Source organism: Rhodopila sp., assembly GCF_965277165.1.
GTDB lineage: Bacteria > Pseudomonadota > Alphaproteobacteria > Acetobacterales > Acetobacteraceae > Rhodopila.
In genome coordinates, this window is sequence record NZ_CBDICE010000005.1 from 378,153 (window position 1) to 398,903 (window position 20,751).

Here is a 20,751-nt window from a genome sequence, read left to right on the forward strand (position 1 = left end):
GCTTCGAAGTTTCACGTCAATCTAGCCCTCGCGCGGTGCGAATAGGATCAGCGCGCTACCGGCCAGACAGACCGTCACACCAACCAGGTCCCAACGGTCCGGACGATGACCCTCGACCATCCACAGCCAGACCAGCGACATCAGGATGTAGATCCCACCATACGCGGCGTAGGCTCGGCCCGCCGCATCGGTGTCGATCAAGGTGAGCAGACAGGCAAACACCACCAAAGAGGCAACCCCGGGCACGATCAGCCAAGCCGGCCGCCCCAGACGCAACCACGCCCAAAAAGCGAAGCAGCCGGCGATTTCGGCCAGCGCCGCCGCAAGATAGACAAGAAATGCCACCATCCTGCACTAGACCACGATCTCGCCGGGGGGCACATTCGGCGTCCCGGTTTCCAGCACGGTCACCACATCGCCTACCGCGATGCGGGCAGTCACCACATCGCCGACCGCGATGCGGGCAAAACTCTCGGGGATCATGTTCTGCCCGAACATCACCCCACCCGATGACCGGCGAAAGGTCCCCAGCGTGTGCAGTGGCTCGTGTGGATTTGGTCTTTCCCCGCTCTGTTGGTCAACGCTGGTCACCACACAGCGACTGCATGACTTTGGCAGCCGAAACGCAACGTCTCCCACCCGCACTCGGCGCCAGCCATCCTCGACCCAGGCGCCGGCATGCTCGATCACCAGGTTGGGCCGGAAGCGGTTCATTGGCACCGGTATCGCCAAATGGCGGTTAAGGTCTGCGAGTGAACCCATCGACGTTAGCAGCACCGGAAACCCGTCCGCAAAGCTGACGCGATCGTCCGGCTGTCCATACTCCGGGTCCACCGGCCGGGCATCTTCATTCGCCAGATACACCAACTGGCATGACCGACCCAGCACCGTTTGCAGCCAGTCTGTCGCCACGCGATGCGCCCGGATGGCAGTCACCGTGCTGCGCCACACGGTGACTGATATCGATTCGGAGTCAATTGCCGACGGTTGCGCGACAAACATCCCCACGTCGCTTTGGGTCCGCAGAACCAGACCATCCTCAACCAGCTCGGCGGAAATCGTCGCCATCACCGGCAATTCTCTCTGCGAGATGAAGCGACCGTCTGGGTCCACCACCATCCAGCGCCGATCGCCCGCGAACCCGCAGCGTTCGACCTCGATCGCCGGCACCGGTTGACCCCGCAGTCCCTTGACCGGGTAACGCCACAACGCGGCGACACGAATGTTCATTCAGGCCTCAGGGCATGATCGCGGTGGGCGGAAACGTCCAAGGCGCGCGAATCGGCGACTTCAAACCAAAACCGACGTATCGCGCTTCAACGATGCGCCATATTAGGCGACCTGGTGGCGCGCGTGAGCCAGATCAAGATCCTGCTGGATCTCAGCCAAGGCCTCCGGCTTGCGCCGCCGCACGCTCAGGATCCAACTGATGCCCGCCACCAGGTAGATCAGGAAAATATAGGGGAAATACACAACCGGCGCGGCTGGTACCGGATAGACGCTGCCGACGGTCGGGATGACCAGCAGTGCCAGCGACGCCACGCAGATCACCACGTCCAGCGGACGACGTTGCGACAGCTTCGCCAGATAGGCGGGTGCGGCAAGGGTGATCAGGATATACGGCACAAGAAAGCCGAACGCGGCGAATGTGCCGACATAGTTGAAGATATCCAGTGGTGCCAGACCCCACAGCAGGCCCAGCGCCGGCACCACGAAGGCGATCACCCCCATCACCGAGACAGCGATATGCGGCGTTGCGTTCACGTCGTGCGCGCCAGCAGTCGCCGGATGGAACAGGCCGTGGCGTCCCATCGCGAAGATCAACCGGCCACCGGCATTGATGCAGGACAGGCACAACGCGAAGAAACTCACCATCGCCCCCAGTGACAGCGGGATCTGCAGCAGCGGCACATGCACCATCGCGGCCATTGCGTTGAGCGGCGCGTCCATCTGATCGAGCGGCGGCTTCGCCCCATGCGTCGCCTGCACCATCACCTAGGTCACAAATACGAAGAACGCACCCGAGATCACCAGGCTGAGGATCACCGCGCGTGGAATGGTCCGCAGCGGATCGCGCGCCTCATCACCGAACGCCGTGGCACACTCGAAACCCACCAGACTGAAGATCGCCACCACCACTCCAAGCCCAAGCCCTGAGAGCGGCAAGTTCGTGGTATCGAACTGCACGTGGTCGATCGCGAAGCTATGTTGCCACAAGCTGATGACGCACAACAAAAGGATCAGCGTCATGGAAATTCCTTCCATCGCCAGCATCAGCACCGCCGACACCTTGACGTCTTTCCAGGCGCAGAACCATGCCACCAGCACGCAGGCGGCGGCCAGCGCCAACAGCGGCACATGGATGCCAGCCATCTCGAACAGCTTTTCAGCGAAGATCGAGAACCCGGCGACGCCCGCCATCGAAATCCCGAGATATGCCCATATCAGCGACCAGCCACCGATCGCCCCCACGGTAAAGCCAAGCCCACGACAAATGTAAGCATACATCGAACCCGCCGAGGTCGAGCGGCGGGCAAATTGATTGAGGTTCAGCGCCACGAACAACAGCATCACCGTGCCGAGTGCGTATGACAGCCAACTCCAGTCACCGGTGTTTCCATACATCACAGGAATGATCAACGCAGCGGTCATTGTCGGCGAAATCAGCGCGATGCCTTGAGCCAGCAATTCAATGAAACCCAGGCAGTTGTTCCTTAAAGTGCCCTGCGACATGACCAGAACCTTCAGCTTGACGTTACGCAAACGCTTTGGATTAGGCGCCAGCGTTTTCGCCTGGCCGTATGGCGCAGCGTCATGCAATCTTCATGCCCATTCAGACACGCAGAATGATGGGCATCTATTATCGGTTCGATATAAAAACAAGTCCGGCGCATTCGCCGACCCGGCTTAACATGCGAACCGGCTACAAAACCCAGGACGCCTCGCGCTAACGCCTAACCACCGGTGAGGCGATGCTCTCGATCATCACGTTTATCACCGCTGGCTTGCCGCTTGCCAACGATCGCTCGATCGCGGCCGACATGTCGCCGGCGGCGGTCACCAGTTCGCCATGCCCTCCCAGCGCCGTCGCCACCAGATCGTACCGCGTCGCGTTCAGCTCACATCCGTGCGCTCGGTTCGGCCCATAGTCCCGCACCTGCAAGTTGTGCTCGGCGTTCCACCGCCGGTCGGTCCCGACGACGGCAACGAGCGGCAGGTCGAGGCGCACAGCCGTCTCGATCTCCGCCATGTGGAACCCGAACGTGCCGTCGCCCATCACCGCGAACACCGGCGCCCGACGCTCCACCACGCGTGCGGCCACGGCCATCGGCAGCGACGAACCGATGGATCCAGCCACCCCGTTGATCATACGCCGGTCGTTGCGCAGCATGGCCTGGCCCCACTGCGCGAACTCGCCACCGTCGCAGATCAGCACGCTGTCCGGATCGCCATCGAGATAACGCTGCAGGCTTGCGAACACCTGCGCCGGATGCAGCATTCCCTGGGTTTTCGACACCAGGTGCACCCATTCCGCCGGCCGATCGTCGAAGCACGACCGAGCCTCTGCCAGCCAACCCGCATCGCTCCGCGCCCGTGCCCTGGCGATCAACGCTTCACCGGCCGGATAGGTATCCGCCACGCAGCCGAACGCCAGACCGCGACCCCGAGCCGCTCGTTGCAGAATCATGCCATCCGGATCGATGGCGATGAACCGGCAATCCGGCACGAACGGCAACCCGCCGAACTTCAAGGTGAAATCCAGCGCCTTCCCCAGCAGCACCACCAGATCGGCCTGCTCGGCCACCTTGGCGTAAGCTCCCAGGCTGGCGTCGTTAAACCCGCGCGGCCCCTCGCTGAGACAGGCCGGAACCCCCAGCGCCCGCTCGATCCGGCGCAACAAGTCACGCCCGGAACGAGTTGCCAGCACCGGCGCACCGATCACCAGCGGCCGCTTCGCCGCCGCCAACAGCGCCAGCACCGCGTCCGCCGCCGCGTCGTCCAGCGGCAGCGCCGGCGCGGCGAAATCGGCCGCGTCGGGCCACACCACCGCATCCTCCGCCACTGAGGCGTCCAGCACATCCGAAGGCAAGCTCAGATGCACCGGCCCCGGCCGCCCCGAACGCGCCAGCCGCAGCGCCCGCGCCACCTCCACCCCCACCGTCGCGGTATCGCTCGCCAGCCACGCCGCCTTGCAGACCGGAGCAGCCATATCCACTTGGCGCAGCTCTTGAAAACCGCCATGGCCAAGCTGATCGGTCTCGGTGTGCCCGGACAGCAGCACCATCGGGGTCTCCTGCCCCAGCGCGGTGAACAGCGCCCCCACCGCATTGGCATGACCCGGACCGCCGGTTGCCCAGGCGATCCCCGGACGTCCTGTCAGACGTCCATACGCATCGGCCATGTGTACCGCCGCCGCCTCATGCCGGACATGCAAGAGCGACAGCCTGGTTTCGATGGCGGCGTCAAACAGCGACATGATGTGGTTACCGGACAGCGTGAAAATGTGGCTGTGGCCGGCGCGCTCAAGCGTCCGCACGACAATATCGGCGCCGCGAAGTCTGGATGCCATCAAGTAGTGATCCTTGCGAATTGCGGCGCGGTCAAACCGGCGGTGTCACAGCCGTAGCCCGCCGTCGGTGGACGGGCAAAACCCGGCCATCGACCCGCGACCTAATATCCGATCGCAGAGAAGCGCGAGACGCGGAGCGCCCGCGATTCGGCGTGTAGATCAAATACTCAAATAAAGCGCGACGCATAACGCTTCACTGATGCGCGATACTAGACCGGATCCCACGGGTACACATCCCGCGTCCGCTCCAACGGAGTGAAGCTGTTCGTCACCGCCGGCAGCCAATGCTCCGCCAGCTTCTCCGGCGTCCAGCCATCCGGGCGCGCCATGATCCGGATCGGCCGCGGCTGATTGTACAGGTACACCTCGTTGCCCCGCACCCCGAAGATCTGCCCCGACACCCCCGACGCGGCGTCAGTGCCAAGAAACGCGATCAACTGTGCGATGTGGTCCGGCCGGGTTTTTGCCGCGCGCGCCTGAAGTTGCTCCTCGGTCTGCCCCGGCACGGTCTCGATCATCCGGCTGAAGGCGTGCGGCCCGATGCAGTTCGAGCGCACATGATACCGTTGCATATCCATGGCAATGTTGCGCGACAATCCGGCGATGCCCAGCTTGGCGGCACCATAATTCACCTGCCCCACGCTGCCGATCAGACCCGATGTCGAGGTGATATGGGTATAGCACCCGCTCTCCTGCTTGCGGAAATGCGGGATCGCCGCGCGCGAGACATAGAACGCACCATAGAGGTGCACCTTGATCACCGCGTCCCATTCCTCAATCGACATATAGTGGAACATGCGGTCGCGCAGGATGCCGGCGTTGTTCACCACGATATCGATGCGACCGAAATGATCGATCGCATCCTGCACCATCCGCTGGGCATCGTCCCAACTCGCCACGCTGCCGCCGTTCGCCACCGCCCGGCCTTTGCCGTTGGCCTGCTCGATCTCGGCCACCACACGCTGCGCCGGACCGACATCCTGGCCCTCGCCGGTCACCGTGGCACCGACGTCGTTCACCACAACCTTGGCGCCGTTCGCCGCCAGTGCGATCGCGGTTGCCCGTCCGATGCCGCCTCCGGCGCCCGTCACCACCGCGACCTTGCCGTCAAGCATTCCCATTGGTTTCCTCCTTCAAAATCGACCGGGACACCATGCGACAGAGCGCGACCCCTGTCATCCTCCGGCCGGGGACAAAGCAAGTCGACCGTCTGACTGACAAGCCGACACTCAGATGCATCGCAACAGCAAATCGCAACTCATCGCAGCAATTGATCTCATTCTGGGCATTAATTGCCTAGTAATTGTTCGATTAGACGCGGCACCGACGGGTTAAGCAAATTTTGCGAGCATTTCGCCCCATGCTGCATTGCAGCGATTGTCGGTTCGCTCTAGGCTGCTCTGCACAATGAGCCAATCCTGACCCCGGAACCGGCGCAAGGAACACCCCGATCATGACCTTCGCCACCGCCAAGCCACCGCGGCAGAGCCTGTCCCGCCGGACCCTGCTGTCCAGCGCCGGCGCGGTCGCCGGATCGGGCACCCTCACCGGCTTCCCGACCATCTGGGCACAGAACGTCAAGAACATCGTCCTGCGTCACGTCGGACCGCCAGTCACCGCCATCCCGGCCATCGCCGCGCAGGCCTCCAAGGACCTCGGCTTCACCATCCAGATGCAGGCAGCCGAGAACGCCGACCTGCTGAACCGTTTTCTGTCCAGCTCCAACGCGATCGACTGCGCCGATGTCAGCATCGTCTACATGCGCTACTTGATCGGGCGGAACGTGTTGCAGACCATCCCGGTGGCGAAATTCAAGTATATGGACCAGACCATGCCGCTCTTCACCAAGGGCGAGTATCCCGATGGTCGTAAACTGCCACAGCAGGGCATCACCCCGACCTCGGTGCTGTATGCCACCGACGCCACCGGCAACAAGGCAACCGGCGGCCCGCAGACCGAATGGCTGACCGTCATCCCCACCGTCACCAACGGCGACACGCTGGGCATCCGCCCCGACCTGATCCACCGCAAGGTCGATAGCTGGGCCGACCTGTTGGCGCCGGACTTCAAGGGCAAGGCCGCCATCCAGGACAACCCCGCGATCGGTGTGATCGACGTCGCCATGGCACTGGAAGCGCGCGGCGACATCAAATACCGCGACAAGGGGAACATGACCAAGGATGAGATCGACAAGACCATCAAGATCATGTTGGACATCAAACAGGGTGGCCAGTTCCGTTCGTTCTGGACGTCGTTCGACCAGTCGGTGAATTTGATGGCCTCGGGCGAGGTGGTGATCCAATCTATGTGGTCCCCCGCCGTCGCCGCCGTTCGCTCCCGTGGCATCCCCTGCACCTTCCAGCCGCTCAAGGAAGGCTATCGCGGCTGGGGTTACTCGCTCGGTGTCATGAAGCACGTCGACGGCCTGAAACTCGACTGCTTCCACGAATACATGAACTGGTACACCAGCGGCTTCGAAGGCTCGTTCATCGCCCGCGAAGGCTACTACTCGGCCCAACCCGACAACGCGCGAAAATTCCTCACCCCGGCCGAGGCGGCCTACTGGTTCGACGGCAAACCGGCCCAGACCGACATCCTCAGCCCGTTCGGCAAGGTCATGGAAAAGGCCGGCAAGGTGCGTGACGGCGGTTCCATGTGGGAACGACTGGGCAACATCGCGGTGTGGAACTCGGTGATGGATCAGGATCGCTATCTGACCCGCCGGTGGAACGAATTCATCACCTCCTGAACTGGAACCCCTGCCATGCAGCTAGGCGTCTTCATTCCGATCGGCAACAACGGCTGGCTGATCTCCACCACCTCGCCGCAATACAAACCCAGCTACGATCTGAATAAGACCATCGTCGACAAGGCCGAGCAGTTCGGTTTCGACTTCGCGCTGTCGATGATCAAGCTGCACGGCTTCGGCGGCCCGTCGGGATTCTGGGACTACAACCTGGAATCGTTCACTCTGATGGCCGGCCTCGCCGCCACCACCAGCCGGATTAAACTGTTCGCCACCTGCGCCGTGCTCACCATGCCGCCACCGATCGCCGCTCGCATGGCGGTCACCATCGACAGCATCTCGCACGGCCGGTTCGGCGTGAACATCATCTCCGGTTGGCAACGCCGTGAATACACCCAGATGGGGATCTGGCCGGGCGCCGAACACTACAAACGCCGCTACGAGTATTGCGCCGAATATGTCACCGTGATGAACCAGCTGTGGCAAGACGGCCGTTCCGATTTCCGCGGTGACTTCTTCCAGATGGACGATTGCCGCTGCCTGCCCACGCCAACCGCCAGAATCCCGATCATCTGCGCCGCACAAAGCGACGCCGGAACAAAGTTCGCCGCGCAATACGCCGACTACAACTTCTGCGCCGCGTTCGGCCACAACGCCCCCACCTCCGTCGCACCCAGCGTCGCCCGCCTGGTCGAGGCCAACAAGCAGACCGGCCGCGACTGTGGCGCGCTTATCCTGATCATGATCATTGCCGACGAAACCGATGCCGCCGCCGACGCAAAATGGAACCACTACAAAGCCGGAACCGACCTCGAGGCACTCGCCTATCGCGACGAGCAGGCACAGGACGACCCAAGCACCGACATCTATGCCCAGCCCAACCGACGCCGCATCATGGGCACCGACAAGTTGCCGACCAACCAGGGCGTGCTGGTCGGGTCCTACGCATCGGTTGCCCGAATGCTCGACGAACTGGCCGAAGTCCCCGGTGTTCGCGGCGTGATGATGACCTTTGACGACTTCGTCATCGGCATGGAGCAGTTCGGCACCCGTATCATGCCGCTGATGCGCTGTCGCAACGCAATCAAACAGGCGGCATGAGCACAGCCGGCCTCAGCTCGGTCTTGCCCATCGGCCGCGCCGACGCGACGTCCAGGCGGCATCGATCCGCCCGGCTGCCACCGTGGCTGGTATCGTGGCTTCAGGTCAGCCCGCTGGCGCTGATCCTGTTCGTCCTGTTCGCCCTGCCGACCACGCTGTTCCTGATCGTTAGCTTCTACGACTACGACCGCGTCGGCATCTACCCGGCCTTCCTTTTGGACAACTACCGCGAACTGCTGACCACGCCCGCCACCTGGCGCGTTTACGTCAGTTCACTCCGCTTCGCCTTCATCGTCTGGGCGATCACCCTCTTCCTCGGCTTCAACATCGCCTACTTCCTTATCTTCCATATCCGGAACAACATCACCCGCACCGTGTTGTTCCTGCTCTGCGCCGTCCCGTTCTGGACCTCCGGCATCATCCGCACCATCGCCTGGATCCCATTCCTTGGCCGAAACGGTGCCTTCAACCAGCTTCTGATGGGCCTCGGCCTCACATCACATCCGCTGACCTTCCTGCTGTTCTCCGACTTTGCCGTCATCGTCACCTACGTCCACCTGTTTACTTTGCTGATGGTTGGCCCGATCGCCAATTCGCTGTCGAAAATCGACCCCGCGCTGCTCGAGGCCGCGGTCGACGCCGGCGCCAGCCGATGGCGCACCATGGTCGACATCGTCATCCCGCTGTCGAAAACCGGCATCACCCTGGGCTCGATCCTGGTGTTCACTCAGGTGATGGGCGACTATTTCGTTGTCCGCCAAATGAGCGGCGGCCAAAGCGCCTCCATCGTCTCGATGCTGTCCACCGAAATCCAGGCGATGCAGTATCCGCCGGCATCGGCCAACGCCATGGTGCTGGTCGTCTTCGTCGCCATCCTGGTCGCCGCCATGATGAAGGTCGTCGACGTCCGCAAGGAATTGGTGAAATAGCATGCCGGCCGGCCGCATCAGCGACAAACGCCCCTGGACCTTCTACGCCCTGGCAACCCTGTTCGGTGCCTTCCTGCTGTTTCTCTACGGACCGATGTTCGTCATCTACGTGCTGTCGTTCCAGGGTCCGAACGGCGGTGTCACCTTCCCGATGGTCGGCACCTCGCTGGTCTGGTTCCGCGAGGTGTTCCAGAAAGGCCAGATGGCCAACCTGCCGGTGGCGTTCGAACGCTCGATCGCCCTCGGCGCCGTGGTCAGCGTGCTGACCGTCATCATCTCGGTCGCCGCCGGCCTTGGCTTCCGCCGCCGGTTCCCCGGATCGGGCGCGCTGTTCTACCTCGCCGTCGCCAGCCTGGTGATGCCCAGCCTGCTGGTCGGCTTCGGCATCGGCCTCGGCTTCCAGTTCCTCGGTCTCCAACCCAGCCTGTTCACCTCCGCGCTCGGCGCCCAACTGACCTGGACCCTGCCGTTCGGCCTGTTTGCCATGTTCGCCGTGGTCAACCGCTTCAACCGATCGTGGGAGGAAGCCGCCACCGATCTCGGCGCAAACGCCTGGCAGCGATTGCGCCACATCACCATCCCCATCCTGCTGCCCGGCATCATCGGCGTCGCCATGGCCGCCTTTACCCTGTCCTATGACGAATACGCCCGCACCACGCTGACCATCGGGCCGAAGAACACCCTGCCGCTGGAGATCTACGCGCTGATCTCGTCTGACACCTCACCCACACTGTTCGCCATCGGCACACTGACCACCGCTGTCTCGTTCCTGGCGATCACCGTCTCGCTGCTGGTCGTGCTGCGGCTGCAGCGTCGGCGCGGCCGCACATTGGCAAAGGTCGGATAATGGATACGCGTTTCGATGTCGAACTGGTATCGGTGACCAAGCGCTACGGCCCAACCCTGGCCGTCGATACCATCTCGCTCCGCATCCCCCGCGCCACCTACTGCTGCCTGCTCGGTCCCAGCGGTTGCGGCAAGACCACCACGCTGCGCATGATCGCCGGGCATGAGGCGGTCACCGAGGGCGACATCCTGATCCACGGCCAGAACGTCTCCGACCTGCCGCCGATCAAGCGCGGCACCGCGATGATGTTCCAAAGCTACGCCCTGTTCCCGCACATGTCGTGCCTCGACAACGTCGCCTTCAGCCTGAAAATGCGCGGCGTCGCCAAGCAGGAACGCCACGCCCGGGCGCGGGAGTACCTTGCTTTGGTTCACATGGCCGACTTCGCCGCCCGCCTGCCCGCGCAATTGTCCGGCGGTCAGCAACAGCGCATCGCCCTGGCCCGCGCGCTGATCAACCGCCCCCGGGTGCTGCTGCTCGACGAACCCCTGTCGGCGCTCGACCCCTTCCTGCGCGTCAAGGTGCGCGAGGAACTCAAGCGCCTGCAGCGCGAACTCGCCATCACCTTCATTCACGTCACCCACAGCCAGGATGAGGCCATGGCGCTCGCCGACCTCATGGTGGTGATGGAAAACGGCCACATCCGCCAATCCGCCCCCCCGCGCGACGTGTTCGAGCGGCCCCTCAGCCCGTTCATCGCCCGCTTCATCGGCAGCCACAACGTGCTTCGTTCGAACCAGGGTCCGGTCGCCGTGCGCGCCGACCGCTGCCGCCTCGGCAGCCCCCAGGACGGACCGCATATCAACGGCCAGATCACCGCCGTCGAATACCAGGGCTCAATGGTCCGGGTGGCACTGATGACCGAGGCCGGCGACGAGGTGTCCGCCCTGGTCCCCGACCAGACCTTCTACCGCAAGCCCGCCGAACCCGGCGACCCGGCGACCCTGGTATGGTCCGAACAGGACACCCACGCGTTGTCCGAACAGGACACCACCCACGCGTTGTCCGAGCAGGACACCCATGCGTTGATCGAATCGTAACGGCCGTTCAACTCGCGTCCGCCGGCGCCGCGCCGACGTATTTGAACTGGTGCACAACATCCGTCGGCGGATAACTCGGGTCGAACTTCACCTGGAACACACTGACGACGTGCGACTCCAAGTCACCGTTCGCATCGAAGGCCAAGTCTCCCTGTAGCGTTTTCACCCGACCGGACTGGATCGCGTCACGCACCGCCGCCCGGGTCACCGGCTGATTGGTTTTCGCCACCGCCGCTATCGCCGCCAGCACAACCTGCGCCGCGTCATAGGCAGTGATTGAATAATCCGCCGGCCGTGTGCCCCAGCGCTTGTAGTAACGATCCATCCAGGGCTGCACCACATTGTCGTCCAGCATGTGGGGCGCGGCGATCGTCGTGTACCAGCCCTCCGCCGCGGGAAAGCCGGCGCCGCCCAGCACAGACACCTGGTGCAAGCCGTCGCCGCCCGCCTTGATCATGTTCGGCACGATCTCGTACGACTGCTTGACCAGCTTGATTCCGGCCAGCGCGCTGGAACCGCAATACAGTGCCTGCGCATCCAGCCCGCGCACCTTGGTCAGCACCGACCTGTAGTCAGCCGCCAACGGATCGACCCGGTCGCGGCCAAGCACGTTGATCCCGATCTTCGCCGCCCGGGCCTGGAAGGCATCGGCGATGCCGACCCCGTAGGCGCCGCTGTCGTCCAGCACGAAGACCGATTTGACCTTCAGTTGCTGCGCCATGAAGTTCGCCATGTTCGGACCCTGGTACGAGTCCGTGGTCACGGTGCGAAAGTAGATCGCCTTTCCGCCTGGCCGATATTGCGCGGCGTATTTCGGATCGGTCAGGTCGGGATTGGTCGAACTCGGCGTCACCGTCGCCAGATCGGACTGGCTGAGGATCGCCGCCATGGCTTTTCCACTGCCGCTGTTCATCGGGCCGATCGCGCCGACCACGCTCTTGTCGATCACCAGCCTGCGGGCATTCACCGCCGCCTGCATCGGATCATACTGCCCGGCGGTGGCGGTGGCGTTGTCCAGCGTCTCGATCTGCACTTGATAGCCGCCGGGACCACCCGCCGCGTTGGCTTCCTCGATCGCAAGCACAGCGCCGTGCAGGATGTTCACCGCGTCCTCCGCGCCCGCGCCGGTCAGCGGCAAAGTGATGCCGACGCTGACGCTGCGGGTTTCCGATCGCGCGGCACGAGAGCGGAAGAGCGACGCGATAGTTGCGGAACCGATCAGCTTGGTTAGGGCACGACGCGAAGAATCCATGGAACCATCTCCCGAATAAGGGGACGCACGGCACGGCAAATGTATGAAACCGCGCTACGCAAGGCCTGTGCCAAACTACTCGCGACAAGGCCGGTGTAGGGTAATCGCCAACGACCATCACTCAAGCACTTTCACCGCCACCGTAGAACTCGTTTCCAGGCAGGAGCCCCTCGTCTGGTCACGAAATCCTAAATGCCTGAATAGCTACCGCCCCGACTTGACGACCGGTCTGTCACGCCCTACCTCCATCCCGAATCTGGAATTCCGAATTCCATGTTGCAGCCGCTGACCACGACCCATAACCTGATCGATCGCACCTACCAGCAGATCCTGCAGGCGATCGCTGACGGCACCCTCGCCCCCAGCCAGCGCATTCGCCAGGCCGAACTCGCCGACAGCCTCGGCGTGTCGCGCCAGCCGGTCAGCCACGCTCTGCATCTGCTGAAACGCCAAGGCCTGGTCGAGGAAGCCGGCCGCCAAGGTCTCCGGGTCATCCCGCTCGATCCACTGCGGGTGAAGCAGTTGTATCAGGTGCGCGAAGCCATCGACGGCCTCGCCGCCCGCCTCGCCGCCCAGACCGTCGCTACCCAAATCACCGCCGGCCGAAGCAGCAACGCCGAAACCGACGCGCTCCAGCGCCAACTCGCGGACGGCATGCAGTTCACCGCCGCCACCCCCATCCCGATTCTGGTCCGCGCCGACACTGATTTCCACCGCGCGGTGTATCGCCTGTCAGCCAATCCGGCGATCGAGGAAATCACCGCCCCCTGGTGGCCCCACCTGATGCGCTCGATGGCCACCGTGCTGCGCGAACCGAACTACGCCACCAGGGTCTGGCACCACGAACACGCCGAGATCCTGCACCACATCCTGGCCGGCGACCCAGCGCGAGCCGAAACTGCCGCTCGGGCCCACGCCGCCACCGCCGCTCGCCTCACCGACGAACAACTGCAACCCCAAGCCGCATAAATCCGCTGGAGGAAACCAAATGCTGACCGAAGCCCAGACCCGCCAGTTCCACGACGAAGGTTACCTGTTCCTGCCGGAGACCTTCTCCGCGACCGAGGTCGCCCTCCTCAAATCCGAGGCCGAACAGATCTACCGCCAGCAGCGTCCGGAAGTCTGGCGCGAGAAATCCGGCGCCCCGCGCACCGCCTTCGCCGCCCATCTCTACAACCAGGCACACGCGCTGCTCGCCCGCCATCCGCGCATGATCGGCCCGGTCGAACAACTGTTCGGCGAGCCGGTCTACATGCACCAATACAAGATCAACGCCAAAGCCTCGTTCACCGGCGACGTCTGGCAGTGGCACCAGGATTACGGCACCTGGGCACGTGACGACGGCATGCCCGAACCCCGCGCCATGAACATCGCCGTCTTCCTCGACGAGGTGATGCCGATCAACGGCCCGCTGATGCTGGTCCCGCGCAGCCACACCCAAGGCGTGCTCACCGCCGCACACGACACCAGCACCACGTCCTACCCGCTGTGGACGCTGGACGAGCAGACCGTCACCGATCTGGTGGCGAAAGGCGGCATCGTCGCCCCCACCGGCAAGCCCGGCGGCCTGCTGCTGTTCCACGGCAACCTGGTGCACGGCTCCGCCGGAAACATCACCCCCTACCCGCGCAAGATCGTCTATCTGACCCTGAACGCCGTCTCCAACTACATCCGCACGCCGACCCGCGCGGAGTGGATCGCCCACACCGACTTCGCCCCGATCGTGCCGACAGAAGACGGCGCCCTGACCCGCTACGCCGAGGACTTCAAACAAGCCGCCGAATAGCCGAAACCCACCCGTCGGTCGCACCGCGCCCCAGGCGAGGTCAGCAACCGGCGGGCGATCCGGCCAATTCCCGCCGCACCATCGCCGCCGCCTGCGCCATCGCCCGCAGCTTGCCGAACGCGGTCTGCCGCGGCAGATACTTCATCCCGCAATCCGGCGCCGCGACCAGCCTGTCGGCCGCGACATAGCGCAAGCCATCCCTGATCCGGTCCGCCACCACCTTCACCGGCTCGATCTTCGGATCGTTCAGGTCCAGCACCCCCAGCAGGATCGTCTTGCCGGCCAGCTCTCGCAGCACGCCAAGGTCCAGCCGGGGCTGCGCCGCCTCGATCGAGATCTGCCCGGCAATCGTATCCCCCAGTTCCGCCAGGAACCCGTATCCGCTCGGCTTCTCCGCCACCACCGCGGCATAGCCGAAACACAGATGCACCACCGTCGGCCCCTCGATCCCCTCCAGCGCCCGGTTGATCGCCTTGACGCCATACCGCACCGCCTGCTCCGGCGCCGTCCTCACCCACGGCTCGTCCAGTTGCACCACATCGACCCCTGCGGCCTTCAGCGCCCGCAACTCCGCATTCACCGCCACGGCGTAGTCCATCGCCAGTGCTTCCTCGTCGCGATAGAAATCGTCCTGCACCTGCCGCGACAGCGTGAACGGCCCGGGCAGGGTCAGCTTCGTCGGCCCCACCGCGTTCGCCCGCAGGAACGCCGCATCCCGCGTTTCCACCCCCGCCACGCGGCGGATCGGTCCCACCACCCGCGGCACCTTGGTCACCCGACCGCCGGCGGACCGCAACTCACCCGGCGCCTCGGCGTCGATGCCATCCAGCGCCAGCGCAAAGCGATTGGAGTAGCTTTCCCGCCTGATCTCGCCGTCACTGACGATGTCGATCCCGGCCCGTTCCATGTCGCGGATCGCCAGGATCGTCGCGTCATCCTGCGCCTGTTCCAGCCCCTCGGGCGCCACCCGCCACATGTCGCCGGCACGCGCGCGGGGCACCCCGTGCTGATGCAGCGTCGCGCGATCCACCAGCCAGTCCGGCTGCGGATAGCTGCCAACGACTGTGGTCGGCACCAAATGACTGGGATAGGGCATGCAACGGAACCTCCACCGCTACGATTGCACCATGCCCCACCTCGCCGCAAACTCCAACCTTCGTGCCAGGAGACGAGCCCATGTGGCCGATTCGATCCGCGCTGTTCGTGCCCGCCCATCGCCGCGATTGGGTCGCCAAGGCCATCCGGGTGGCCCCCGGCGCCGTGATCCTCGACATCGAGGACTCTGTCCCGCCGCAATTCAAGCCGCAGGCCATGGATCAACTGAAGAGCGAAATCCACCAACTGCGCGACGCCGGCGTCGCCGCCTTCGTCCGCATCCAGCCGCTGCACGATGCCACCGCGGCCGAGATCGAAGCCGCCGTCACCCAGGGCCTCACCGCCATCGTGCCGCCGAAAGTCGCCACCGCCGAGGAAGTCCGCCGCTTGCACGATCTGCTCAGCTACGCCGAAGGTCGCGCCGGAATCACCCACGCCAGCATCGCCATCCTGCCGCTGCCGGAGACCGCCCAGGGCATGTACCACGCCTACCACCTGGCCAACGCCAGTCCCCGGGTGCGCGGCATCCACGGCGCGCTCAGCGGCCCGGTGTCCGGCGACTTCGCCCGCGCCTTCGGCTTCCGAGCCACCGTCGGCGGCGAGGAACAACTATACTTGGCATCAAAACTGGTGCTCGACAGCCGAGCCGGCGGCGCGATGTATCCGATCGCCGGTATCTTCGGCACACCGCAGGACGACCTCGCGGCGGTGGAACGGCTGATCCGCAAGGCCCGCGACATCGGCTATTCCGGCGTCGCCGTGATGCACCCGTCCCACGTCGCCGTCGCCAACGCTGTCTATCGGCCCACCGCCGACGAGGTCACCTACTTCAAGGGCCTGCTGCGGGCCTTCGAGGCGGCGGAAAAAGCCGGCCTCGGCGCCGTCAGCTACCAGGGAGCGATGGTCGATTACGCCATGCTGCCGTTGGCCCAAGAGGTCCTCGCCGAAGCCGCCCGAAACCGCTAGCGTGGCCAACCGTTAGCCCCGCCAGACCGTTGGCGCCGCCAAACCGTTAGCCTGCCATACCGTTATCTCGCCATACCGTTAGCCTCACCAAACCGCTAGCTCCGCCAACCGTCAGCCTCACCAAACCGCCAGCCCCGCCAAACCGCCAGCCCCGCCAAACCGTAAGCCTCGCCAAACCGTAAGCCGGAGAACCCATGCCCGCAGATGCCATCGCCACCGATGTCGCCCCGCAGGAAATCCGGCTGGCCGACTACGCGCCGCCAGCCTTCCTGATCGACACCGTGGACCTGCGCTTCGACCTTGACGAAGCCGTCACCACCGTCGTCGCCAACCTAAACCTGCGCCGCAATCCCGCCGCACCTGCCGACGCCGCCCTGCATCTCGACGGCGAGGCGTTGACCCTGCTCCGCCTGACCCGCGACGGCGTACCCCTGACTGAAACCGACTACCACATCGTCAAGGCCGGCCTGGTCATCCCCGACATGCCCGACGCCTGCACGCTGCAAATCGAAACCCGCATCGCGCCAAAGGACAACAGCGAACTCAGCGGCCTCTACGTCTCCGGCGGCAACTATTTCACCCAGTGCGAGGCTCAGGGCTTCCGCCGCATCACCTACTTCCCCGACCGTCCTGATGTGATGTCGCGCTACACCACGACCATCATCAGCGCCTGCCCGGTCATGCTGTCCAACGGCAACCCCGGCCCGACCATCCAGTTCGGCGACCGCCGCTCGGTCACCTGGACCGACCCGCATCCAAAACCATGCTACCTGTTCGCCCTGGTCGCCGGCGATCTCGTTTCTGTCAAGGACCATTTCACCACCCGATCCGGCCGCCCCGTCGAGCTCGGCGTCTACGTCCGCCGCGGCGACGAGGACCGCTGCGCCCACGCCATGCGCTCGCTAAAGACGTCGATGACCTGGGATGAAGAGGTGTTCGGCCTGGAATACGACCTCGACGTGTTCAACATCGCCGCCGTGTCCGACTTCAACATGGGCGCAATGGAGAACAAGGGCCTCAACGTCTTCAACACCAAATACGTCCTCGCCCGGCCCGAGACCGCGACCGACACCGACTACCAGGGCATCGAGACCGTCATCGCGCACGAGTATTTCCATAACTGGACCGGCAACCGCGTCACCTGCCGCGACTGGTTTCAACTGTCGCTGAAGGAAGGCCTCACCGTCTACCGCGATCAGGAATTCTCCGCCGACCAGGGCAGCCGGGCCGTCAAACGAATCGGCGACGTCCGCGGCCTGCGCGCGGCGCAGTTCCGCGAGGACGCCGGCCCGCTCGCCCATCCGGTGCAACCCGCGAGCTACATGGCGATCGACAACTTCTACACCGCGACCGTCTACAACAAGGGCGCCGAGGTAATCCGCATGATGGCCACCATCATCGGCCGTCCGGCGTTCCGCCGCGGCATGGACCTCTACTTCGCCCGCCACGACAATCAAGCCGTCACCATCAATGATTTCGTGCAGGCCATGCAGGACGCATCAGGCGTCGATCTGCAAGACTTCAAATTGTGGTATCACCAAGCGGGCACGCCGGAAATCTCGGTCGAGGATACCTACGATCCCGCAACAAAACGCTACACCTTGACGATCCGACAGAGCACCAAGCCCACCCCTGGCCAGCCGGACAAATATCCCCAGGTCATTCCGGTCGCCATGGGCCTGCTCGATGGCAACGGACAGCAACTCGCCACCCGGCTCCAAGGCGACCCCGACCCCGCGCCCGGCACCCGGATCCTGCTCGCCACACGGACGGAAAACCGCTTCGAATTCATCGACGTCGCCAGCCCCCCGGTGCCATCTCTGCTGCGCGATTTCTCCGCCCCGGTGAAGCTATCGGGCCTCGCGCCCGATCGTCTGCGCTTCCTCGCCGCGCACGACAGCGACCCGTTCGTGCGCTGGGAATCCGGCCAGCAATTCGCCGCCTCGGTACTGCTCGACATGGTCGCCGCCATCCAGGCCGGACGCGATCCAGTCACCGACCCCGCACTGATCGAGGCGATGGCGTCCACCCTGGACCAGGAACCTGCGTTCGCCGCCGAGGCCTTGGCGCTTCCCGGTGAAGCCTCGCTCGCCGACAAGATGAACGTCGTCGATGTCGATGCGATCCACACCGCCCGCGACACCGCCCGCAACGCGATCGGCCAGGCACTCTGTGGCCAGCTGCGCGCCCTGTATGACACATTGACCGACAATGGTGGATACACCATCGACGGGCCGGCGATCGGCCGCCGCTCGCTGCGCAACGCCTGCCTCAGCTATCTGGTCGCCGGCGGCGATGCCCAGGCGGTGCCGCTCGCCAAGGCGCAGTTCGACACCGGCGCCAACATGACCGACGTGCTGGCCGCGCTTGCCATCCTGTCAGGCGTGGATTGCCCGCAGCAAGCCCAAGCACTGGATAGGTTCTACCAAGCCTGGCAAGGCGATCCGCTGGTGCTCGACAAATGGTTCGCGATCCAGGCGCTGTCGCCGCTGCCCGCCACCGCCCAAGCGGTGCGCGACCTCAAGGCCCATCCCGACTTCGACCTGCGCAACCCCAACCGGATCCGCGCCCTGGTCAGCAGTTTCGCCGCCAATCAGGTGCGCTTCCACGACCGATCCGGCGCCGGCTACCTCTTGTACGCCGACACCATCGTTCAGCTCGACCCAACCAACGGCCAGGTCGCCGCCCGCATGGTCTCGCCGCTGGGTCAGTGGCGCCGCTTCGACACCGTTCGGCAGCATCTGATGCAGGCTGAACTGCAACGGATTCTCGACTTGCCCGGCCTCTCGCGCAACACCTTCGAAATGGCCTCCAAGAGCATCGCATGACCAGCTTCTGCGACCACGCCTGGCAAAGCACCACCGAACTGCGCGCCGCCATCCATGCCTTGCCGTTCAACCGCGAACTCGCCGCCGGCACGCTCGATCCGGCCAGGTTCGGGTTCTACATCACGCAGGATGCACTCTATCTCGACCAATACGCCCGCATCCTGGTGATCGCCGGAGCCAAGGGGCCGGACGGCGCCACCTTGCGCCTATTCGGTGAATGCGCGCTGCAAGCCGTGGCGGTCGAGCAGGCCCTGCACGCCCAATATCTGACCCAGTCCGCCGCCGCTCCGGCGCCACCCGAACCATCACCCGCCCAACCATCTCCTGCCCAACCATCACCTGCCGAACCATCACCTGCCCTACCATCACCTGATTGTCTGAACTACACCAGCTTCCTGCTCGCCACCGCCTACCATGAACCGTGGGAGGTGCTGATGGCGGCGCTGCTGCCCTGCTTCTGGATCTACTGGGACGTCGGCAACGCCATCGCCCGAACCGCCGCCCCCGACAACAAATATCGCGCCTGGATCGGCACCTATTCCGACACCGCGTTCGGCGACGCCGTCCGCGCCGTCATCGCCGCGACCGACCGCGCCGCAGCCGCCGCAACCGATGGACTGCGCGCACGAATGATGACCGCCTTCACCCGCTCCACCCAATACGAATACCTATTCTGGGACGGCGCCTACCAACAACGAGGCTGGCCGCTGTCAGACTGAGCACGCGTGATGACCGCACCCGGGTCGCTCCGTGACGCGGAACACGCGCTACTCTTCCCGGACGCCGGTCTCCGGGATCCCCTGCTCATTGCCGTAATACTTGAACGGCAGGAACTTTCCCGACATCGTAATCTTCACCCGGTCGCCCATCGGATTGGCCTCCCGATCGATCGCCACATCGAAGTCGATCGCCGACATGATGCCGTCGCCAAACTCCTCCTCGATCAACGCCTTCCAGGCCGGCCCATTCACCATCACCAGCTCATAGAACCGGTAAAGCAACGGATCAGTCGGAGGCATCGGGCTTCCGCGATACGGAACCTCGTTCAACATCCGCTGCTCGGCCGCGCTCAGCCCGAACAATGAAGCCGCCTTCCGTGCCAGCGGCTTGACCAGCTTCATCTGTCCGAGCAGCGCGCCGACAAGCAGTATTTCCGACATGCCGCCGATCTGCTCGCAGATATACTTCCAGGTCCAATCCTTCTCCCGCTTGATATCAAGGATTTTCTCGGTCAATTCCACTCGGGTCACCTGTCACCTCCATTGTATAGGCAATAAAGGATGGCAAATGTCCCGCCGAAAGGGAAGATCGCTCGCGATCCGAGATTCAGCTATGGGATATTCTTGTGCGACCCATCGCAAAGCGGCGCTTTGCCGCTTCCCTTGCATCCACAGAACGATACCGTGCGGCTCTCATCCGCTTCGAACTTGATCGGGGCGAAGCCGGAACCCTTGTGTTTCCCGTCGCAGAACGGCTGCGTGCCGCTTTGGCCACAGGCGCACCACCAATAGGACTTTCCTGCTTCGACCTCGATCTTGTAGGACCCCTTCTGGGCAACGAGTGGCAGCGATTGCGACATATCATTTTCCTT

The 20,751-nt window shown here is 64.1% G+C and carries 20 protein-coding genes; 10 read left to right on the forward strand and 10 right to left on the reverse strand.

The window, feature by feature from the left end:
* Positions 1–21: 21 nt before the first annotated feature.
* The 6 genes from ACQY4Y_RS02290 to ACQY4Y_RS02315 form a co-directional block, all read right to left on the reverse strand.
* Complete coding sequence (locus tag ACQY4Y_RS02290; protein WP_428488945.1) at positions 22–348, reverse strand: YnfA family protein; 327 nt, start codon at positions 346–348, stop codon at positions 22–24.
* Positions 349–354: 6 nt separating this feature from the next.
* Positions 355–1,230, reverse strand: a complete 876-nt coding sequence (locus tag ACQY4Y_RS02295) for an MOSC domain-containing protein (protein ID WP_428488946.1) — start codon at positions 1,228–1,230, stop codon at positions 355–357.
* Between the two features lie 102 nt (positions 1,231–1,332).
* Entirely contained in the window at positions 1,333–1,992 is a 660-nt protein-coding gene (locus ACQY4Y_RS02300) for a hypothetical protein (RefSeq protein ID WP_428488947.1), read from the reverse strand.
* Positions 1,993–1,995: 3 nt separating this feature from the next.
* Positions 1,996–2,733 carry an APC family permease gene (locus ACQY4Y_RS02305; RefSeq protein ID WP_428488948.1) on the reverse strand — a complete coding sequence of 246 codons (738 nt, stop codon included), beginning with the start codon at positions 2,731–2,733 and terminating at the stop codon, positions 1,996–1,998.
* 214 nt (positions 2,734–2,947) lie between these two features.
* Positions 2,948–4,570 (reverse strand): thiamine pyrophosphate-binding protein, encoded by a 1,623-nt coding sequence (locus ACQY4Y_RS02310; RefSeq protein WP_428488949.1) that lies wholly within the window; start codon positions 4,568–4,570, stop codon positions 2,948–2,950.
* Between the two features lie 209 nt (positions 4,571–4,779).
* Complete coding sequence (locus ACQY4Y_RS02315; RefSeq protein WP_428488950.1) at positions 4,780–5,691, reverse strand: SDR family NAD(P)-dependent oxidoreductase; 912 nt, start codon at positions 5,689–5,691, stop codon at positions 4,780–4,782.
* 332 nt (positions 5,692–6,023) lie between these two features.
* Here ACQY4Y_RS02315 and ACQY4Y_RS02320 point away from each other — a divergent pair, with 332 nt between their 5' ends.
* From ACQY4Y_RS02320 to ACQY4Y_RS02340, 5 genes are read left to right on the forward strand one after another with little or no spacing between them, the layout of a single operon-like run.
* Positions 6,024–7,319: an ABC transporter substrate-binding protein gene (locus ACQY4Y_RS02320; RefSeq protein WP_428488951.1), complete on the forward strand. Its 1,296-nt coding sequence runs from the start codon at positions 6,024–6,026 to the stop codon at positions 7,317–7,319.
* A gap of 15 nt (positions 7,320–7,334) precedes the next feature.
* Positions 7,335–8,417 (forward strand): pyrimidine utilization protein A, encoded by a 1,083-nt coding sequence (gene rutA / locus ACQY4Y_RS02325; protein WP_428488952.1) that lies wholly within the window; start codon positions 7,335–7,337, stop codon positions 8,415–8,417.
* Positions 8,414–9,346, forward strand: a complete 933-nt coding sequence (locus ACQY4Y_RS02330; RefSeq protein WP_428488953.1) for an ABC transporter permease — start codon at positions 8,414–8,416, stop codon at positions 9,344–9,346. The genes rutA and ACQY4Y_RS02330 overlap by 4 nt, the downstream gene beginning before the upstream one ends.
* Position 9,347: 1 nt before the next feature.
* Positions 9,348–10,193: an ABC transporter permease gene (locus ACQY4Y_RS02335; RefSeq protein WP_428488954.1), complete on the forward strand. Its 846-nt coding sequence runs from the start codon at positions 9,348–9,350 to the stop codon at positions 10,191–10,193.
* Complete coding sequence (locus ACQY4Y_RS02340) at positions 10,193–11,233, forward strand: ABC transporter ATP-binding protein (protein ID WP_428488955.1); 1,041 nt, start codon at positions 10,193–10,195, stop codon at positions 11,231–11,233. Before ACQY4Y_RS02335 ends, ACQY4Y_RS02340 begins: the two co-directional genes overlap by 1 nt.
* Positions 11,234–11,240: 7 nt before the next feature.
* Here ACQY4Y_RS02340 and ACQY4Y_RS02345 read toward each other — a convergent pair whose 3' ends face one another.
* On the reverse strand, positions 11,241–12,485 hold the full coding sequence (locus ACQY4Y_RS02345; protein WP_428488956.1) for a branched-chain amino acid ABC transporter substrate-binding protein: 1,245 nt from the start codon (positions 12,483–12,485) through the stop codon (positions 11,241–11,243).
* Between the two features lie 273 nt (positions 12,486–12,758).
* Between ACQY4Y_RS02345 and ACQY4Y_RS02350 the strand changes: the two genes are divergently transcribed.
* Both ACQY4Y_RS02350 and ACQY4Y_RS02355 read left to right on the forward strand, forming a co-directional pair.
* Positions 12,759–13,454 carry a GntR family transcriptional regulator gene (locus tag ACQY4Y_RS02350; protein ID WP_428488957.1) on the forward strand — a complete coding sequence of 232 codons (696 nt, stop codon included), beginning with the start codon at positions 12,759–12,761 and terminating at the stop codon, positions 13,452–13,454.
* Between the two features lie 19 nt (positions 13,455–13,473).
* On the forward strand, positions 13,474–14,271 hold the full coding sequence (locus ACQY4Y_RS02355) for a phytanoyl-CoA dioxygenase family protein (RefSeq protein WP_428488958.1): 798 nt from the start codon (positions 13,474–13,476) through the stop codon (positions 14,269–14,271).
* Positions 14,272–14,311: 40 nt separating this feature from the next.
* On the opposite strand, the gene ACQY4Y_RS02360 is transcribed toward ACQY4Y_RS02355, so the two are convergent.
* Positions 14,312–15,367: a 5-methyltetrahydropteroyltriglutamate--homocysteine methyltransferase gene (locus tag ACQY4Y_RS02360; RefSeq protein ID WP_428488959.1), complete on the reverse strand. Its 1,056-nt coding sequence runs from the start codon at positions 15,365–15,367 to the stop codon at positions 14,312–14,314.
* An 80-nt stretch (positions 15,368–15,447) separates the two neighbouring features.
* Between ACQY4Y_RS02360 and ACQY4Y_RS02365 the strand changes: the two genes are divergently transcribed.
* The 3 genes from ACQY4Y_RS02365 to ACQY4Y_RS02375 all read left to right on the forward strand — a co-directional run bounded on the left by ACQY4Y_RS02365 (position 15,448) and on the right by ACQY4Y_RS02375 (position 19,879).
* A complete protein-coding gene (locus ACQY4Y_RS02365) occupies positions 15,448–16,332 on the forward strand; it encodes an HpcH/HpaI aldolase/citrate lyase family protein (protein ID WP_428488960.1) in 885 nt (294 codons plus the stop codon).
* A 194-nt stretch (positions 16,333–16,526) separates the two neighbouring features.
* Positions 16,527–19,160, forward strand: coding sequence for an aminopeptidase N (gene pepN, locus ACQY4Y_RS02370; RefSeq protein ID WP_428488961.1), 2,634 nt, complete (start codon positions 16,527–16,529; stop codon positions 19,158–19,160).
* Entirely contained in the window at positions 19,157–19,879 is a 723-nt protein-coding gene (locus ACQY4Y_RS02375) for a TenA family protein (protein ID WP_428488962.1), read from the forward strand. Before pepN ends, ACQY4Y_RS02375 begins: the two co-directional genes overlap by 4 nt.
* A 48-nt stretch (positions 19,880–19,927) precedes the next feature.
* On the opposite strand, the gene cynS is transcribed toward ACQY4Y_RS02375, so the two are convergent.
* Together cynS and ACQY4Y_RS02385 are read right to left on the reverse strand one after the other, a co-directional pair.
* Positions 19,928–20,410, reverse strand: a complete 483-nt coding sequence (gene cynS / locus ACQY4Y_RS02380) for a cyanase (protein WP_428488963.1) — start codon at positions 20,408–20,410, stop codon at positions 19,928–19,930.
* A gap of 80 nt (positions 20,411–20,490) precedes the next feature.
* Entirely contained in the window at positions 20,491–20,739 is a 249-nt protein-coding gene (locus ACQY4Y_RS02385; protein ID WP_428488964.1) for a CDGSH iron-sulfur domain-containing protein, read from the reverse strand.
* Positions 20,740–20,751 lie beyond the last annotated feature (12 nt).

Bases quoted from the DNA above. Each gene is read 5' to 3' on its own strand.
- ACQY4Y_RS02375 (WP_428488962.1), top strand. From the start codon at position 19,157: ATGACCAGCTTCTGCGACCACGCCTGGCAAAGCACCACCGAACTGCGC.
- ACQY4Y_RS02365 (WP_428488960.1), top strand. From the start codon at position 15,448: ATGTGGCCGATTCGATCCGCGCTGTTCGTGCCCGCCCATCGCCGCGAT.
- ACQY4Y_RS02315 (WP_428488950.1), bottom strand. From the start codon at position 5,691: ATGGGAATGCTTGACGGCAAGGTCGCGGTGGTGACGGGCGCCGGAGGC.
- ACQY4Y_RS02295 (WP_428488946.1), bottom strand. From the start codon at position 1,230: ATGAACATTCGTGTCGCCGCGTTGTGGCGTTACCCGGTCAAGGGACTG.
- ACQY4Y_RS02360 (WP_428488959.1), bottom strand. From the start codon at position 15,367: ATGCCCTATCCCAGTCATTTGGTGCCGACCACAGTCGTTGGCAGCTAT.
- ACQY4Y_RS02300 (WP_428488947.1), bottom strand. From the start codon at position 1,992: ATGGTGCAGGCGACGCATGGGGCGAAGCCGCCGCTCGATCAGATGGAC.
- ACQY4Y_RS02305 (WP_428488948.1), bottom strand. From the start codon at position 2,733: ATGTCGCAGGGCACTTTAAGGAACAACTGCCTGGGTTTCATTGAATTG.
- ACQY4Y_RS02345 (WP_428488956.1), bottom strand. From the start codon at position 12,485: ATGGATTCTTCGCGTCGTGCCCTAACCAAGCTGATCGGTTCCGCAACT.
- ACQY4Y_RS02290 (WP_428488945.1), bottom strand. From the start codon at position 348: ATGGTGGCATTTCTTGTCTATCTTGCGGCGGCGCTGGCCGAAATCGCC.
- pepN (WP_428488961.1), top strand. From the start codon at position 16,527: ATGCCCGCAGATGCCATCGCCACCGATGTCGCCCCGCAGGAAATCCGG.
- ACQY4Y_RS02330 (WP_428488953.1), top strand. From the start codon at position 8,414: ATGAGCACAGCCGGCCTCAGCTCGGTCTTGCCCATCGGCCGCGCCGAC.
- ACQY4Y_RS02320 (WP_428488951.1), top strand. From the start codon at position 6,024: ATGACCTTCGCCACCGCCAAGCCACCGCGGCAGAGCCTGTCCCGCCGG.
- ACQY4Y_RS02355 (WP_428488958.1), top strand. From the start codon at position 13,474: ATGCTGACCGAAGCCCAGACCCGCCAGTTCCACGACGAAGGTTACCTG.
- ACQY4Y_RS02310 (WP_428488949.1), bottom strand. From the start codon at position 4,570: ATGGCATCCAGACTTCGCGGCGCCGATATTGTCGTGCGGACGCTTGAG.
- ACQY4Y_RS02350 (WP_428488957.1), top strand. From the start codon at position 12,759: ATGTTGCAGCCGCTGACCACGACCCATAACCTGATCGATCGCACCTAC.
- ACQY4Y_RS02335 (WP_428488954.1), top strand. From the start codon at position 9,348: ATGCCGGCCGGCCGCATCAGCGACAAACGCCCCTGGACCTTCTACGCC.
- rutA (WP_428488952.1), top strand. From the start codon at position 7,335: ATGCAGCTAGGCGTCTTCATTCCGATCGGCAACAACGGCTGGCTGATC.
- ACQY4Y_RS02340 (WP_428488955.1), top strand. From the start codon at position 10,193: ATGGATACGCGTTTCGATGTCGAACTGGTATCGGTGACCAAGCGCTAC.
- ACQY4Y_RS02385 (WP_428488964.1), bottom strand. From the start codon at position 20,739: ATGTCGCAATCGCTGCCACTCGTTGCCCAGAAGGGGTCCTACAAGATC.